Raw genomic sequence first — 15,250 nt, forward strand, 5'->3', positions numbered from 1 at the left:
CCGAACCAACGGGGCGGGTACGTGAACTTCGTCGCGCGCAAGCTGCTGCGCCTTGTCGGCGTGGTGTTCGCCGTCTCCGTCCTGACATTCCTGATGATCAGCCTGCTGCCCGGCGACGTGGCCTATGCCATCGCCGGCGAGGACGCGACCCTGGAAGAGATCAATCAGATCCGCGAGGAACTGGGCCTCAACGATCCGCTGCCGATCCGCTATCTGGAATGGATCGGCAATTGCCTCACCGGCGATTTCGGCGCGAGCATCCGCACCGGCGAGCCGGTGCTGGAAGCAATCTTCGCCCGCCTGCCGGTGACGCTGGAACTGATGGTCCTGTCGCAGATCATCGCCGTTCTGCTGGCGATACCGCTGGGACTCTACTCGGCGTACCGGGCCAACACCGCACGGGACAAGGCGATCACAACGATCGGCTTCGTCTTCGTCTCTGTGCCGAATTTCGTCTTCGGTCTGATCCTGATCTATGTCTTCGCCCTGCAACTCGATCTGCTGCCGGCCACCGATTATCAGCGCATCTCCGACGGCCTGTGGGCGAACCTGCGTTCGATGATCCTGCCGGCGCTGGCCATCGCGGCCGCCGAATGGGTGGTGCTGATGCGGGTGCTGCGCTCCGACATGATCGGCGTGCTGCGCGAGGACTACATCGCCATGGCGCGCTCCAAGGGCCTGCCGCCGGCGAGCGTGCTGTTCCGCCATGCGCTCCGGCCGGCCTCCTTCACCCTGCTGACGATCCTCGGGCTGCAGGTCGCCAACGTGATGAGCGGCGCGCTGGTCATCGAGACGCTGTTCGCGCTGCCCGGGCTGGGGCGGCTGCTGGTGGAGAACATCTTCGCGCGCGACTTCATGATGGTGCAGGGCTGCGTGCTGTTCATCGCGGTGTTCTACACGGTGATCAACTTCACCGTGGACATGCTCTACGCTGCCATAGATCCGCGCGTCAGGGTCGAGCGCGGTCATGGCTGAGGCCGTCGAGGAAGTCGCCCTGCGGCCGCGGCGACGGCGCCTTGGCCTCGCCTTCTGGCTTTCGGTGGTCTGGCTGAGCCTGATGTGTCTCGGCGCCCTGACGGCGGATTTCCTTCCCGTGGCGCAGCACGACAGCATGGATTTTCTCTCGCCTGCCGCGCCGCCGGGCGCCGTCGGCGAACAGGCGCTTCAGGGCTCGGAGGAATTCGTCGAATACACCTACTGGCTGGGCGCGGACAATCTCGGCCGGGACATTCTCTCGCGCCTGCTGAAGGGCAGCCAGACCTCGCTGATGATCGGCCTGCTGGCGCCGCTGATCGGCCTGCTGATCGGCGGCACGCTGGGCATGACCGCCGGTTACTACCGGGGCTGGATCGAGGCCGCGGTCGTCGCCGGCATCGACGTCATCCTTGCCTTTCCGGCGCTGGTGCTGCTGACCGCCGTGATCTTCTACGCCGGGGCGACGATCCCCAACGTCATCATATCGCTGGGCTTTCTGTCGGTGCCGGCCTTCACCCGCGTCGCCCGCGCAACGACGCTCTCCTTCGCCCAGCGCGAGTTCGTGCTGGCCGCCCGGGCCAGCGGGGCCAGCGACCTGCGCATCCTGGTGCGCGAACTGCTGCCCAACGTGCTGGTCCCGATGCTGGTCTATGGTCTGCTGGTGACGGCGGTGCTGATCGTGGTGGAGGGCGTGCTGAGCTTCCTGGGCCTCAGCGTCCAGGCGCCGGCCGTGTCCTGGGGCAATCTGATCGAATCGGGGCGCGACTATCTGCAGGAGGCGCCGCACATCACCTTCATCCCCGCCGGCGTGATGTGCCTGACGGTCCTGTCCTTCAACCTGATCGGCGATCAGCTCCGCAATCTGGGCGACACCCGGGAGAGCCGGCTTTGAGCGCGCCGCTGCTGTCGCTGGAGAATGTCAGCGTCCATTTCGAGACCCCGATGGGCCGGCTCAGGGCCGTCGACGGCGTCGACCTGGAGCTTGGCCACGGCCGCACCGTCGGCATCGTCGGCGAATCGGGCTGCGGCAAGTCGGTGCTGTCGCGGACGATCATGGGGCTGTGGCCGTCGAATGCGCGGATTGGCCGTGACAGCCGCATCGTGCTGGACGGCCGCAACCTGCTGGAAATGCGGGAGCGGGACCTGCGGCGGATCAGGGGGCCGGAGGTCGCGATGATCTTCCAGGATCCGATGTCCTCGCTGAACCCGGTGATGACCGTCGGCCGGCAGATCTCCGAAGGGCCGATCCGGCATCTCGGCATGTCGAAGTCCGCGGCCCGCAATCTGGCGGTCGACCTTCTTCAGGCGGTGGGCATCCCGCAGCCCGAGGAGCGCGTCCACGCCTATCCGCACCAGCTCTCGGGGGGCATGCGCCAGCGCGTCGCCATCGCCATGGCGCTGGCCTGCCAGCCCAAGCTGCTGATCGCCGACGAGCCGACGACCGCTCTCGATGTCACCGTGCAGGCGGAGATCCTCGACCTGCTGGCGCGGCAGTCCCGCGAGCGGCAGATGGCGATGATCCTGATCACTCACGATCTGGGCGTGGTCGCCGGACGGACCGACGACGTCGCGGTGATGTATGCCGGCCGGGTGGTGGAGCGGGCCGCGACGTCGGAACTGTTCGCCGACATGCGCATGCCCTACACCGAAGCCTTGCTGCGCTCGATTCCCCGGCTGGAGGATCCGCCTCACAAGCGCCTGGAGACCGTCGGCGGCCGGCCGCCTAATCTCATCGCGCCGCCGCCCGGCTGCCGCTTCGCGCCGCGCTGTCCCTATGCCGATGAGGTCTGCCGCCAGTCGGAACCCCGGCTGGAGCGCGTCTCCAACGATCCGAACCACATGTTCGCCTGTTTCAAGCCCCTGAAGCAGGAGGCGCCGGCATGACGGAGACCATGCTGGAGGTCGAGGACCTGGTGGTCGAATTCGGTCCGGTTCAGGCCGTCTCGGGGGTGAGTTTCACGCTGCGCGCGGGCGAAACGCTGGGGCTGGTCGGCGAATCGGGCTGCGGCAAGTCATCGACGGCGCGGGCGGTGATGCAATTGCCGCGCCCCACCTCGGGTTCGGTCCGGCTGCAGGGCATGGAACTGACCAGGGCCCGCGGGGAGGCGCTGCGCGCGGTCCGCCCGAAGCTGCAGATGATCTTCCAGGATCCGGTCTCCTCCCTCAATCCGCGGCGCACGGTGCTGGAAATTGTCGCCGCGCCGCTGGAAGTGGTCGGCTGGGGCGACCGGGGTTCGCGCCGGGAAAGGGTCGTCCAGGCGCTGGAGGCGGTCGGCCTGGACTCGGAAATCTCCCTGGACCGCCGCCCGCACGAGTTCTCCGGCGGCCAGTGCCAGCGCATCTCCATCGCCAGGGCGCTGGTGCTGGACCCGGAAGTGCTGATCTGCGACGAGCCGGTTTCGGCGCTGGACGTCTCGGTGCAGGCGCAGATTCTCAACCTGCTGCACGACATGAAGGATCGCTACAACCTGACCATGCTGTTCATCAGCCACGACCTGGCGGTGGTGAAGAACATCTGCGACCGGGTGGCGGTGATGTATCTCGGCAAGGTCGTCGAGGAGGCGGATTCGGAGGCGCTCTACCGCCATCCACGCCACCACTACACCCGCGCGCTGCTTGCGGCGGTGCCGGAACCCGACCCCGGCGTCCGGCCCGACCCGGTCAACCTGATGTCGGGCGAACTGCCCTCGCCGATGAATCCGCCCTCGGGCTGCCGCTTCCGCACCCGCTGCCCCAGGGCAGAGCGGAAATGCGCGGACGTCGAGCCGCCGCTGGCCGAAATCGCGCCCCGCCACCGCGTCGCCTGCCATTTCCCCATTGCCGAGCCGGCCGCCGGCGCGTAGGTCTCCGCCCATCCGGACGGAGGCGCAACATGACGGAAAAGCCGGGTTTCATCGACGAGATCGCGTTCAACGACGACGGCCTGGTGCCGGCGATCGCCCAGCAGCACGACACCGGCGAGGTGCTGATGATGGCATGGATGAATGCCGCGTCCATCGCCGAGACGCTGGCCACCGGCCGGGTCTGCTACTGGTCGCGTTCGCGGCGCTCGTTCTGGCGCAAGGGCGAGAGTTCGGGCCATGTGCAGCGCCTGGTCGAATTGCGCTACGACTGCGACGGGGACACGCTGCTGTTGCTGGTCGATCAGACCGGCCCGGCCTGCCACACCGACCGCCGGAGCTGTTTCTACCGCGCCGTGCGCGGCGGGGAGACGGTGGAAATCATGGCGCCGGAGCAGCCCTGATCCACGCCTACTGCGCCGCCGCGTCGACCCGGCGCTCGGCCGGCAGGAACAACGTGACCGTCGAGCCCCGGCCGGGCTCCGAGCGGAACTCGATGCGTCCGCCATGCAGTTCGATCAACTGCTTGACCAGATAGAGCCCGAGGCCGGTCCCTTCCTGCTCGTGACGGTTGATCACGGATTCGACCTGCCCGAACGGCTGGAGAATCCTTGGGATGTCGGCGGCGGCGACGCCGATGCCGCGATCGGCGACCGCGATGGCCACCTCGCCGCTGTCCGTCAACTGGGTGCTGATGCGGATGTCGGACGGCGTGCGGCTGAACTTGATGGCGTTGCCGACCAGGTTGATGACCATCTGCTTCACCGTCCGCTGGTCCGCGACGACGGGCGGAACCTGGGGGTCGAAGTCGGTGACCAGCCGCAGGTGCTTGCGGTCGGCGCGCTCGTGCAGCATCCGCACGACCGAGCGGACCGGCTCGGTCAGGTCGACGATGCTCTCCTGCAGCTCGAAATAGCCTGCCTGCATCTTCGACAGGTCGAGGATCTCGTTGATGATCTCAAGCAGGTGGGCGCCGCTGGCGTGGATATCGCTGGCGTGCTTGCGGTAGCGCGGATCGGGCAGGGGACCGAAACCTTCGTCCATGAACAGTTCGGCGAACCCGAGAATGGCGTTCAGCGGCGTGCGGAGTTCATGACTCATCAGCGCCAGGAACTCCGACTTGGCGCGGTCGGCCGCTTCCGCTTCCACCTTGGCGCGGACCAGTTCCGTCTCGTTCTGCTTCATCGCAGTCAGGTCGACCACGGTGGATACCATGCCGCCACGGCTGGTGCGGTTGTGGTACACGCCGACCCAGCGGCCGTCGGCCATCTCCTCCACCTGTGCCGAGCCCGGACCGCTGCGCGCGGCCATCGTCTCCTCGATCCAGGACGTGCGGCTGACCTCGCCTTCCTCCACCCGCCGGGGCAGGGCGGCGTGGCGCAGCATGTCGACAAAGGCCGTGCCCGGCTTCATCCGCTCGTGGTCGATACCCAGAAAGTCGGCGAAGCGGTCGTTGGCGACGACCATGCGGTCGTCCTCGTCGAACTGGGCGAATCCCTCGGAACTGTGCGCGATGGCGTCGAGCAGGCTCATGCGGGCCTCGGACAGTTCCGTCAGCAACTCGTCGTTGGCAACCCTCGCGCGGATCGAATCGACGAAGGAGATATAGACGCTGCGCGCCATCACCAGCAGGACCGGAATGAACAGCAGGTTCATCGCCGTCAGCATCAGGTAGATGGCGTCGCCGATCAGTGCGAACCGGATCGCCACCGGCAGCACGCAGCCCACCGTGAAGCCGATGGCCGCCAGCGGCACCACCGACAGCACCGTGGCCCCGCCCGCGCCCATGCCGGCGACGATGAGGCCGATGATGACCTGTTCGGGGACGGGCGCCTCCGGAATCAGGATGGCGGCCCCTCCGCCCCATAGCAGGCCCTGCACCGCCGCGATCCTGGCCAGGCGGCGCGGCCCGCGGTCGCTGACATAGTCCGGCGTCTGCGAAAGGCGCCGCGTGCGCCATTGCAGGTAGCCGATCCCGGAGAGCACCGTGAGCATGCCCGCCCAGGCGATGGCGATTTCCCGGTCCTGCGCGTCGGCGCCGATGGCGGCCGTCAGGATGGCGTTGACGGCGACGGCCAGGAACATCAGCGGCGCGCGGCGGACGATAACCGCCATCTGCTGGACGCGGATCTGCACGGCCTCGGGCGACTCGCCTCGATCGTGCGCCACCCAGAATGTGCTCAATCCGGCCATTCGCGATCCCGGTCCTCCCATGCTGTTTCCGATCCTAACAGCAATTTCGCATGCGCTAGGTCACCGCCTGCAGCCGATATCGTCTTCCTTCGCCGTGGCGGAGGCCAGTGCGAGTTCCTATGGTGCTGCGCGCAACGGGTGCAGAGTACGGTGGGAAGTTCGCATGGGTGCCAGGGAAGTGGACAGGGCCTGTCTGCTGAGGCTGTTCGAGGCTGCGGTCGATCGTGCGCGGCCGGCGAACTGCCTTGGCGGTCACCTGCCATCGCCGGGGGACGGACGGACCGTGGTCGTGGGCGCGGGCAAGGCCGCGGGCGCCATGGCGGAGGCATTCGAGGCCGCATGGCACGGCGACGTGGAGGGACTGGTTGTCACCCGCGACGGCTACGCCCGCCCGACCCGCCATATCCGGGTGGTCGAAGCCGCACATCCGGTCCCGGACGAGCGGGGTCTGACGGCGGCGCGCGAGATACTCGATCTGGTCACCGGCCTGGGCCCCGAGGACCAGGTCATCTGCCTGCTGTCCGGCGGCGGTTCCGCCTTGCTGACCTGCCCGGTGGAAGGCGTCAGCCTGGCGGCCAAGCAGCAGGTCACGCGGGAGCTGCTCCGCTGCGGCGCCCCGATCGGGGAGATCAACACCGTCCGCCGCCGGCTTTCGGCCATCAAGGGCGGCGGTCTGGCCCGCGCCGCGGCGCCGGCGAAGGTCGTCACCCTGGCGATCTCGGACGTGGTCGGCGACGATCCGGCGGTGATCGCGTCGGGACCCACCGTACCCGACCCGACCTCCCCGGCCGATGCGCTGGCGGTGCTGGCGAAATACGGGATAGAGGCGCCAGCCGAGGTGCGCCGTCATCTCGAGGCGTCGTCCGACGCGCCCGATGGCGTCTTCCCACTGACCGACTACCGCCTGATCGCGCGGCCCCGCGATGCTCTGGATGCCGCGAAGGCGCTGGCCGAAGCCGAAGGGCTGCGGGTGATCGATCTGGGTGACACGCTGGAAGGGGAAGCCCGCGACGTCGCCCCCGGCCACGCCGACATGGCGCGCAGACTTCAGCACGAACCGGGCGACAGCCTCATCCTCTCGGGCGGCGAGCTGACGGTCACGGTGCGGAACGCCGAGGGGCTCGGCGGCCCGAACCGTGAATACGCCATGGCGCTGGCCCTGGCGCTGGATGGCGCAGGCGGGATAAGCGCGCTCGCCGCCGATACCGACGGCGTAGACGGGGCCGGCGAAGCCGCCGGAGCGATCGTCGATCCGTCGACCCGGTTCCGGGCGCGGGAAGCCGGAATCGATCTCGGCCGGGCGCTGGCGGACAACGACACGCACCGGGCCTTCGAACGGCTGGGCGATCTTGTCGCAACCGGCCCGACATTCACCAACGTCAACGACTTCCGTGCGATCATCATTCGTTCAAGAGCGGGAAAGTTCCATGCACCGTAACCGCCAGACCAAGATCCTCGCCACGCTGGGGCCCGGCACCTCGACGGCGGCGCGCATCGCCAGCCTGTTCGACGCCGGCGTTGATGTCTTCCGCTTCAATTTCAGCCATGGCAGCCATGCCGATCATCGGCGGCGGCACCGCGTCGTGCGCGCGCTGGAGGAGGCGCGGGGTCATCCCATCGGCATCCTGGCTGACCTGCAGGGGCCCAAGCTCAGGATCGGCGAGTTCCAGCATGATGGCATCGAGCTGAAGCGCGGCCGCAAGCTGCGTCTCGATCTGGATGAGGCCAAGGGCGACGAAAAGCGGGTGCAGCTTCCCCATCCCGAGATCTTCAAGGTGCTGGAGAAGGGATCGCACCTGCTGCTGGACGACGGCCGGGTGCGGCTGAAGGTGCTGGACTGCGATGGCAAGTCGGCCGAAACCGAGGTGCTGCAGGGCTCGAAGCTCTCCAACCACAAGGGCGTCAACGTGCCTGACGTCGTGTTGCCCCTGGCGGCGCTGTCGGACAAGGACCGCAGGGACCTGGAGTTCGCGATCTCACTGGGCGTCGACTGGCTGGCGCTGAGCTTCGTGCAACGTCCCGAGGATGTGGCCGAGGCGCGCAAGCTGGCCGGCGGGCAGGCCCTGGTCATGGCCAAGATTGAGAAGCCGTCGGCCGTCGAGCACTTTCAGGAAATCCTCGACCTCTCCGACGGCGTCATGATCGCGCGCGGCGACCTGGGCGTGGAAACGCCGGTGGAGCGTGTGCCGGTGCTCCAGAAGTCTCTGGTGCGCCAGGCCCGGGCCGCTGGCAAGACCGTGGTGGTGGCGACCCAGATGCTCGAATCCATGATCAGCAGCCCGTTTCCGACCCGGGCCGAGGTTTCCGACGTCGCGACCGCCGTCTATGACGGCGCCGATGCGGTGATGCTGTCAGCCGAGACGGCGGTGGGCGAGTTCCCCGTCGAGGCGGTCACCACGATGAACGACGTCATCCAGGCGACCGAGAACGACGTCCACTACCGCACCATGATGGAGGCCGACCGCGCAGTGCCGGAGGCGACCGCCGCCGACGCCATCACCGCCGCCGCCCGCCAGGTCGCGGAGACCGTCAATGCCGCGGCCATCGTCACCTACACCACATCCGGCTCGACCTCGTTCCGCGCTGCCCGGGAACGCCCGGCCAAGCCGATCCTCTGCCTGACGCCCAGGCTGGAGACCTCCCGGCGGCTGGCGCTGGCCTGGGGCGTCAGGCCGGTCCTGACGGAGGACGCGCGCGATTTCGCCGACATGGTCGACCGCGCCTGCCGCATCGCGAAGCGGGAGAAACTGGCCGAATCCGGCCAGCGCCTGGTGATCACGGCGGGCGTGCCCTTCGGGACGCCGGGGGCGACGAATATCCTTCGCATCGCCTGGGTGGAAGGTTAGACAGGGCGCGTAGCCATTCACCTGGGGAGGAAATGATGGGCTGGAAATTCTGCGAGATCGAGAAACGGGGACCGGTCGCGGTCGTCACCATGGACCGGGGCGAGAAGCTCAACGCCTTCAACCCGCCGCTGATCCGGGAAATGACCGAGGTGGCGAAGAGCTTCCATGACGATCAGGAGACGCAGGCGGTCGTGCTCGCCGGCAACGACAAGTACTTCTCGTCCGGCGCAGACCTGACGGACACGGAGATGTGGCAGACCGAGGGGATGACGGACGTGCAGATCCGCGACCGCTTCTTCCTCGGCGGCAAGATGTGCGACGCCTGGGAGACTATGCCGCAGATCACGGTCGCGGCGATGGAAGGCCTCGCCGTCGGCGCCGGCCTCGCCCTGCCGCTGGCGATGGATTGGCGGGTGATGGGCAAGTCCTGCTACTTCTACGTGCCCGAGATCAAGATCGGCCTGAACCTGCAGTGGAACGCGCAGCCGCGGCTGACGCGCCTGGTGGGGCCGGCCCGGGCCAAGCGCATCATCATCCTCTGCGAGCGGATGCAGTCGGATCAGGCGCTCGACTGGGGCCTGGTCGACGAGGTCGCCGAGGACGGCAAGGCGAAGGACAAGGCGATCGAACTGGCCGAGCGCGCCGCCTCCATGCCGGCCGTCGCCGTGCGCATGGTCAAGGAGGCGGTCAACAACACCGCCAATGCGCTGAACAAGACCGCAAGCTATGCCGATGCCGACCAGAGCTGGCTCGCCGGGGGGCTCTCGGCGGCGCGGGCCGCGCGCGACGACTTCGCGAAGTGACCGGGGGCGCCGTCCGGATCGGCTGCGGCGCGGGGTTCTCCGCCGACCGGCTGGACGGCGCCGTCGATCTCGCCCGTGACGGCCGGCTCGATGCGCTGGTCTTCGAATGCGTGGGCGAGCGGACGCTGGCCTTCGGCCATCGCGACCGCAGGCTGGATCCGGCGAAGGGTTTCAACCCGCAGCTCGAAGCCCGGCTGAAGGCCGTCTGGCCGCTCTGCATCGCTGGCGGCTGCACCATCGTCACCAACATGGGCGTCGCCAATCCGCGCCGCGCGGCCGAGGTCGCCATGGCGCTTGGCGTCGACGGCGGCCGCACCGCCGCGGTGCTGGGCGATGATGTCACCGCGCTGATCGGGCCGGAGACGCCGCTGGACGGCGGCCGGCTGAGCGTCGCCGACGTTGACCGGGAACTGTTCGGCGCCAACGCCTATCTCGGTTCCGACGCCCTGCTGCCGGCGCTGGAAGCCGGCGTCTCGCTGGTGATCGGTGGGCGCATCGCCGATCCGGCGCTGTTCCTCTCGGTGCTGCGCCACAGCTTCGGCTGGGCGGCGGACGACTGGCCGCTGTTGGGCGCAGGCACCCTGGTCGGGCACCTGCTGGAATGCGGCGCCCAGGTCACGGGCGGCTATTTCGCCGATCCCGGCCACAAGGAGGTGCCCGGCCTCGCCCGGGTCGGCTACCCGCTGGCCGAGGTCGCCGCCGACGGCACGTTCGAACTGACCAAGCTGCCGGACGCGGGCGGCATGGTCACGGCGGCGACCGTCAGGGAACAGCTTCTCTACGAGGTCCATGACCCGGGGCGCTACCTGACGCCGGACGTGACCGCCGACTTCTCGGGCGTGCATCTCGATGACCGGGGCGGCGACGTTGTGGCGCTCTCCGGCGCGGACGGAACCGCCCGGCCGGAGACGCTGAAGGTCACCGTCGCCTTCGACGGCGGCTTCCTGGCCGAGGGTGAGGTCTCCTATGCCGGCCGCGGCGCCGCCGGCCGGGCCCGGCTGGCCGGCGAGGTGGCGGAGGAACGGCTCCGCCGCGTGCACGGCTTCACCGAGGAACTGCGCCTCGACCTGATCGGGGTGCAGTCACTGCACCGGCATCACGACCATGGCGTCGCGCCCGAGGGGACCGATGTGCGTCTCCGCGTTGCCGGCCGCTTCCGCGAGCGCGAACGGGCGGAAATGCTGCTCTGGGAGGTTGAATCGCTGCTCTGCTGCGGCCCGGCGGGCGGCGGCGGCTTCCGCGGGCGGGTCACGCCGTCGGTCGTCACCCACGACGCCTTCCTGCCGCGCTCCGACGTGCCCACGCGCGTGGAGGTGTTCGGGTGAGCGTCCCGCAATTCTTTCCCGGCGCCCCTGGACTTGATCCAAGGGTCCAGCGAACACAAAGACTGGGTCCTGGGGTCGAGCCCCAGGACGCCGTGTCATTTGCCATCCCGGTGCGGACCCGATGACCCGCCGGATCGAACTGCGCGAGATCGCTCACGCCCGCGCGGGCGACAAGGGCGACACCTCCAACATCTCGCTCTGGGTGTTCGACCCCGCCGACTGGGGACTGGTCCGCGGCCAGGTCACCGCCGAGGCGGTGAAGGCCCATTTCGGCGCTCAGGTGAAGGGACGCGTCACGCGTTACGAACTGCCTCACCTGCACGGCCTGAACTTCGTTCTCGAAGGCGCGCTGGACGGCGGCGTCAACGGCTCGCTGAACCTTGACGGCCACGGCAAGAGCTGGAGCGCGATCCTGCTCGCGCTCGAGATCGAGGTGGATCAATAGGCTTGCGGCCCGCGCCGGCATCTGCATTCAGTCGGATGACCGCATCAACGGAGCCCCGCCCATGCCCCTCGAACTCTGGATCGCCTTCGTCCTCGCCAGCGCGGCGTTGCTCGCCGTGCCGGGACCGACGGTCATGCTGGCGGTCTCGCACGCGTTGAACGGCGGCCGGCGGACCGCGCTCGGCACCGTGCCGGGCACCATGCTGGGCGATTTCACCGCGATGACGGTCTCGCTGGCCGGGGCGGGCGCGGTGCTGGCGGCCTCGGCGACCCTGTTCACCGTATTGAAGCTCGCGGGCGCCGCCTATCTGATCTGGCTCGGCGTGAAGCTGTGGCGGTCGAAGCCCGATCCGGCGGTGCTTGAACAGAGCATCGCTCCGGCCAGCATGCGGTCGGTCTTCCTGCAGAGCTTCGTCGTCACGGCGCTCAACCCGAAGGGCATCGTCTTCTTCGTTGCCTTCGTGCCGCAGTTCGTCGACCCGGCCGCGCCGGTGCTCATGCAGTTCGTCGTGCTGGAGGCGACTTTCGTCATCCTCGCCGGGGTCAATGTCGCACTCTGGGCCATGGCGGCGGGGACGCTCCGCTCCCGCTTCCGACGGCCCGCGACCATGCGCCTGGTCAACCGCATCGGCGGCGGCTTCCTGATCGGCGCGGGGCTGCTGACGGCAGCGGTGCGAAGGGCGTAGGGCGCGGCGGTAAAGTATCGCCGCACTTCCCGCGCGGGCCGAAATCCACTATGTCCCCCGCCATGACCACCATCCAGACCGAGACCGCCCGGCGGCGGACCTTCGCCATCATTTCCCACCCGGACGCGGGCAAGACGACGCTGACCGAGAAGCTGCTGCTGTTCGGCGGCGCGATCCAGGCCGCGGGCGCCGTCCGCGCGCGCGGCGAGCAGCGGCGCACCCGCTCCGACTGGATGAAGATGGAGCGTGAGCGCGGCATCTCGGTCTCCGCCTCGGTGATGACCTTCGACTATGGCGGCCACGCCTTCAACCTGCTGGACACGCCGGGCCACGAGGACTTTTCCGAGGACACCTACCGCGTACTGACGGCCGTCGACTCGGCGGTGATGGTGATCGACGCCGCGCGCGGCATCGAGCCCCAGACGCGCAAGCTGTTCGAGGTCTGCCGCCTGCGCGACGTGCCCATCATCACGTTCATCAACAAGATGGACCGGGAGGCGCGCGATCCCTTCGAGCTGATGGACGAGATCGAGCAGGATCTTGCCCTCGACGTCACGCCGGCCAACTGGCCGATCGGCATGGGCCGCGATTTCCAGGGCTGTTACGACCTGATGGGCGACCGGCTGGTGCTTATGGAGCGCACCAAGGACAAGCAGGGCGACCGCATCGCCGAGGTGAAGGGCCTGGAGGACGCGCAGCTCGACCGGCTGCTGGGCGAGGCTCCGGCGGCGGAACTGCGCGAGACCGCAGAGATGGCGCGCGGTCTCTGCCCGGCCTTCGACCGCCAGGCCTATCGCGACGGCACCATGACACCGGTCTTCTTCGGCAGCGCGCTGAACGCCTTCGGCGTGCAGGACCTGCTGGACGCGCTGGGCGCCTTCGCGCCGCCGCCGCGCCCGCTGCAATCGGACGTCCGCATGGTCCAGCCCGAGGAGGACAAGGTCTCCGGCTTCGTCTTCAAGATTCAGGCGAACATGGACCCCAAGCACCGCGACCGCGTCGCCTTCGTGCGCATGGTCTCGGGCCATTTCAAACGCGGCCAGCGGCTGAAGCACGTGCGCACGGGCAAGTCGCTCGCCGTCTCCAACCCGGTGATGTTCCTGGCCGGCGACCGCGCCACCACCGAGGAAGCCTGGCCGGGCGATATCATCGGCATTCCGAACCACGGCCAGCTTTCCATCGGCGACACGCTGACCGAGGGCGAGGACCTGCGTTTCCGAGGCGTGCCGAGCTTCGCGCCGGAACTGCTGCAGCGGGTCCGGGCCACCGACCCCATGCGCGCCAAGCATCTGGGCGCGGCGTTGCAGCAGCTGGCGGAGGAGGGCGTGGCGCGCGTCTTCAAGCCGCGCTTCGGCGCCGACTGGGTGGTCGGGGTGCTGGGCGCGCTGCAGTTCGACGTGCTGCAGGAGCGGATCAGCTCGGAATACAACGTCCCGGTCCGCTTCGAGCCGGCCGAGCTGTATACCGCGCGCTGGGTTTCCGCCGACAGCCATGCCGAGCTGAAGAAGTTCTGCGACGCCAACAACACCGCCATCGCCGACGATCACGAGGGCGACCCGGTCTACCTGGCGCGCAACGCCTGGCACCTGGACAGGGGCCAGAAGGACTGGCCGCAGATCCGCTTCACCGCCACCAAGGATCCGGGCGTGGCCGAGAAAGCAGCCGCCTGAGAGGCGCCGCCGCCCCGGTTCAGCCCGTGCCGCCGACCGTCAGGCCGTCGATGCGCAGGGTCGGCTGGCCGACGCCGACCGGCACGCCCTGGCCGGCCTTGCCGCAGGTGCCGATGCCGGGATCGAGTGCCATGTCGTTGCCGATCATGGCGACCTTCTTCAGCACTTCCTCGCCCGAGCCGATCAGCGTCGCGCCCTTGATCGGCCGGCCGATGCGGCCGTCTTCGATCTCGTAGGCCTCCGTGCAGGTGAAGACGAACTTGCCGGAGACGATGTCGACCTGGCCGCCGCCGAAGCTGGTGGCGTAGACGCCCTTCTTCACGCTGCGCAGGATTTCCTCCGGATCGCGGTCGCCGTTCAGCATCACCGTGTTGGTCATGCGCGGCATGGGCATGTGGGCGAAGCTCTCGCGCCGGCCGTTGCCGGTGGGTTTCATGCCCATCAGCCGGGCGTTCATGCGGTCCTGCATGTAGCCGGTCAGGATGCCGTCCTCGATCAGCACCGTGCGGCTGGACGGCGTGCCTTCGTCGTCGATGGTGAGCGAGCCGCGGCGGTCCTCGATGGTGCCGTCGTCGACCACCGTCACGCCCGGCGCGGCGACGCGCTGGCCCATCAGGCCGGAAAAGACCGAACTCTTCTTGCGGTTGAAGTCGCCCTCCAGACCGTGGCCGATGGCCTCGTGCAGCAGGATGCCGGGCCAGCCGGGGCCGAGCACCACGGTCTGCTCGCCGGCCGGGGCGGCGACGCTTTCCAGATTCACCAGCGCCTGGCGCAGCGCCTCGTCGACTTCCGCCTGCCAGCGGGCCGGGTCCAGATAGGCTTCGAAGCCGGTCCGGCCGCCGGTGCCCGCGGAACCTGTTTCCTGACGATCGCCGTCGCCGACGACGACGGAGACGTTGAGGCGCACCAGCGGACGGATGTCGGCGGCGCGCTGGCCATCGGCGCGGATGATCTGCACCGCCTTCCAGGAGCCGGCAAGGGAACAGGTGACCTGCTGCACGCGCTGGTCCTTCGCGCGGGCATAGGCGTCGATCTCCTGCAGCAGCTTCACCTTCTCCGCGAAGCTGGGCGAGCCGATGGGGTTCTCGTCGCCGTAGAGCAGGCGGTTGGTGCCGGCAGGGCCGTCGGCCATGGAGCCGGAATGGCCGCGGCGCACGGCCTGCACCGTGCCGATGGCGCGCCCGATAGCCTCCTCCGACAGGTCCGAGGCATGGGCATACCCCTGAGCCTCCTCGGCGACTGAACGCAACCCGAAGCCCTGGGCGGTGTCGAAGCTGGCGTTGCGCAGGCGACCGTCATCGAAGGCCAGCATCTCCGACTGGCTGTACTCCAGATACAGCTCGCCGTCGTCCATCCCCTGCAACGCCTCCGATACCTGCCGTTCGGTCTTCGCGCGGTCGAGCCCGGCGCGGGCGAAGAACAGCTCGTCGGTCTGCGAAAGGTCGGACATGCGGGAAAACTCCTGAGG

The 15,250-nt window shown here is 68.7% G+C and carries 14 protein-coding genes; 12 read left to right on the forward strand and 2 right to left on the reverse strand.

Annotated elements, in window-relative coordinates; genetic code table 11:
• The first annotated feature begins 21 nt into the window (after positions 1 to 21).
• From CWC60_RS17665 to hisI, 5 genes are read left to right on the forward strand one after another with little or no spacing between them, the layout of a single operon-like run.
• Complete coding sequence (locus CWC60_RS17665; RefSeq protein WP_206420005.1) at positions 22 to 975, forward strand: ABC transporter permease; 954 nt, start codon at positions 22 to 24, stop codon at positions 973 to 975.
• A complete protein-coding gene (locus tag CWC60_RS17670) occupies positions 968 to 1,867 on the forward strand; it encodes an ABC transporter permease (RefSeq protein WP_109795236.1) in 900 nt (299 codons plus the stop codon). The genes CWC60_RS17665 and CWC60_RS17670 overlap by 8 nt, the downstream gene beginning before the upstream one ends.
• On the forward strand, positions 1,864 to 2,859 hold the full coding sequence (locus CWC60_RS17675) for an ABC transporter ATP-binding protein (RefSeq protein ID WP_109795237.1): 996 nt from the start codon (positions 1,864 to 1,866) through the stop codon (positions 2,857 to 2,859). Before CWC60_RS17670 ends, CWC60_RS17675 begins: the two co-directional genes overlap by 4 nt.
• Positions 2,856 to 3,818 carry an ABC transporter ATP-binding protein gene (locus CWC60_RS17680; RefSeq protein ID WP_109795238.1) on the forward strand — a complete coding sequence of 321 codons (963 nt, stop codon included), beginning with the start codon at positions 2,856 to 2,858 and terminating at the stop codon, positions 3,816 to 3,818. Before CWC60_RS17675 ends, CWC60_RS17680 begins: the two co-directional genes overlap by 4 nt.
• A 29-nt stretch (positions 3,819 to 3,847) precedes the next feature.
• Complete coding sequence (gene hisI / locus CWC60_RS17685) at positions 3,848 to 4,219, forward strand: phosphoribosyl-AMP cyclohydrolase (protein ID WP_109795239.1); 372 nt, start codon at positions 3,848 to 3,850, stop codon at positions 4,217 to 4,219.
• A gap of 7 nt (positions 4,220 to 4,226) precedes the next feature.
• Here the strand turns inward: hisI and CWC60_RS17690 are convergent, their stop codons facing one another.
• Positions 4,227 to 5,999 carry a sensor histidine kinase gene (locus CWC60_RS17690; protein WP_125182820.1) on the reverse strand — a complete coding sequence of 591 codons (1,773 nt, stop codon included), beginning with the start codon at positions 5,997 to 5,999 and terminating at the stop codon, positions 4,227 to 4,229.
• 172 nt (positions 6,000 to 6,171) lie between these two features.
• Here CWC60_RS17690 and CWC60_RS17695 point away from each other — a divergent pair, with 172 nt between their 5' ends.
• The 7 genes from CWC60_RS17695 to CWC60_RS17725 all read left to right on the forward strand — a co-directional run bounded on the left by CWC60_RS17695 (position 6,172) and on the right by CWC60_RS17725 (position 13,782).
• A complete protein-coding gene (locus CWC60_RS17695) occupies positions 6,172 to 7,446 on the forward strand; it encodes a glycerate kinase type-2 family protein (protein ID WP_109795241.1) in 1,275 nt (424 codons plus the stop codon).
• A complete protein-coding gene (gene pyk / locus CWC60_RS17700) occupies positions 7,436 to 8,854 on the forward strand; it encodes a pyruvate kinase (protein ID WP_109795242.1) in 1,419 nt (472 codons plus the stop codon). Before CWC60_RS17695 ends, pyk begins: the two co-directional genes overlap by 11 nt.
• Positions 8,855 to 8,889: 35 nt before the next feature.
• Complete coding sequence (locus CWC60_RS17705; RefSeq protein ID WP_109795357.1) at positions 8,890 to 9,657, forward strand: enoyl-CoA hydratase/isomerase family protein; 768 nt, start codon at positions 8,890 to 8,892, stop codon at positions 9,655 to 9,657.
• Complete coding sequence (locus CWC60_RS17710; RefSeq protein WP_109795243.1) at positions 9,654 to 10,982, forward strand: acyclic terpene utilization AtuA family protein; 1,329 nt, start codon at positions 9,654 to 9,656, stop codon at positions 10,980 to 10,982. The genes CWC60_RS17705 and CWC60_RS17710 overlap by 4 nt, the downstream gene beginning before the upstream one ends.
• 121 nt (positions 10,983 to 11,103) lie before the next feature.
• Positions 11,104 to 11,427: an AtuA-related protein gene (locus CWC60_RS17715; protein WP_164516620.1), complete on the forward strand. Its 324-nt coding sequence runs from the start codon at positions 11,104 to 11,106 to the stop codon at positions 11,425 to 11,427.
• A gap of 61 nt (positions 11,428 to 11,488) precedes the next feature.
• Entirely contained in the window at positions 11,489 to 12,112 is a 624-nt protein-coding gene (locus tag CWC60_RS17720) for a LysE family translocator (protein ID WP_109795244.1), read from the forward strand.
• A 62-nt stretch (positions 12,113 to 12,174) separates the two neighbouring features.
• Positions 12,175 to 13,782, forward strand: a complete 1,608-nt coding sequence (locus CWC60_RS17725; protein ID WP_109795245.1) for a peptide chain release factor 3 — start codon at positions 12,175 to 12,177, stop codon at positions 13,780 to 13,782.
• Positions 13,783 to 13,801: 19 nt separating this feature from the next.
• Here CWC60_RS17725 and tldD read toward each other — a convergent pair whose 3' ends face one another.
• Complete coding sequence (tldD, locus tag CWC60_RS17730; RefSeq protein ID WP_109795246.1) at positions 13,802 to 15,232, reverse strand: metalloprotease TldD; 1,431 nt, start codon at positions 15,230 to 15,232, stop codon at positions 13,802 to 13,804.
• Between the last annotated feature and the right edge of the window lie 18 nt (positions 15,233 to 15,250).

The sequence above is a fragment of the Minwuia thermotolerans genome, from assembly GCF_002924445.1.
Classification (GTDB): Bacteria; Pseudomonadota; Alphaproteobacteria; order Minwuiales; family Minwuiaceae; genus Minwuia; species Minwuia thermotolerans.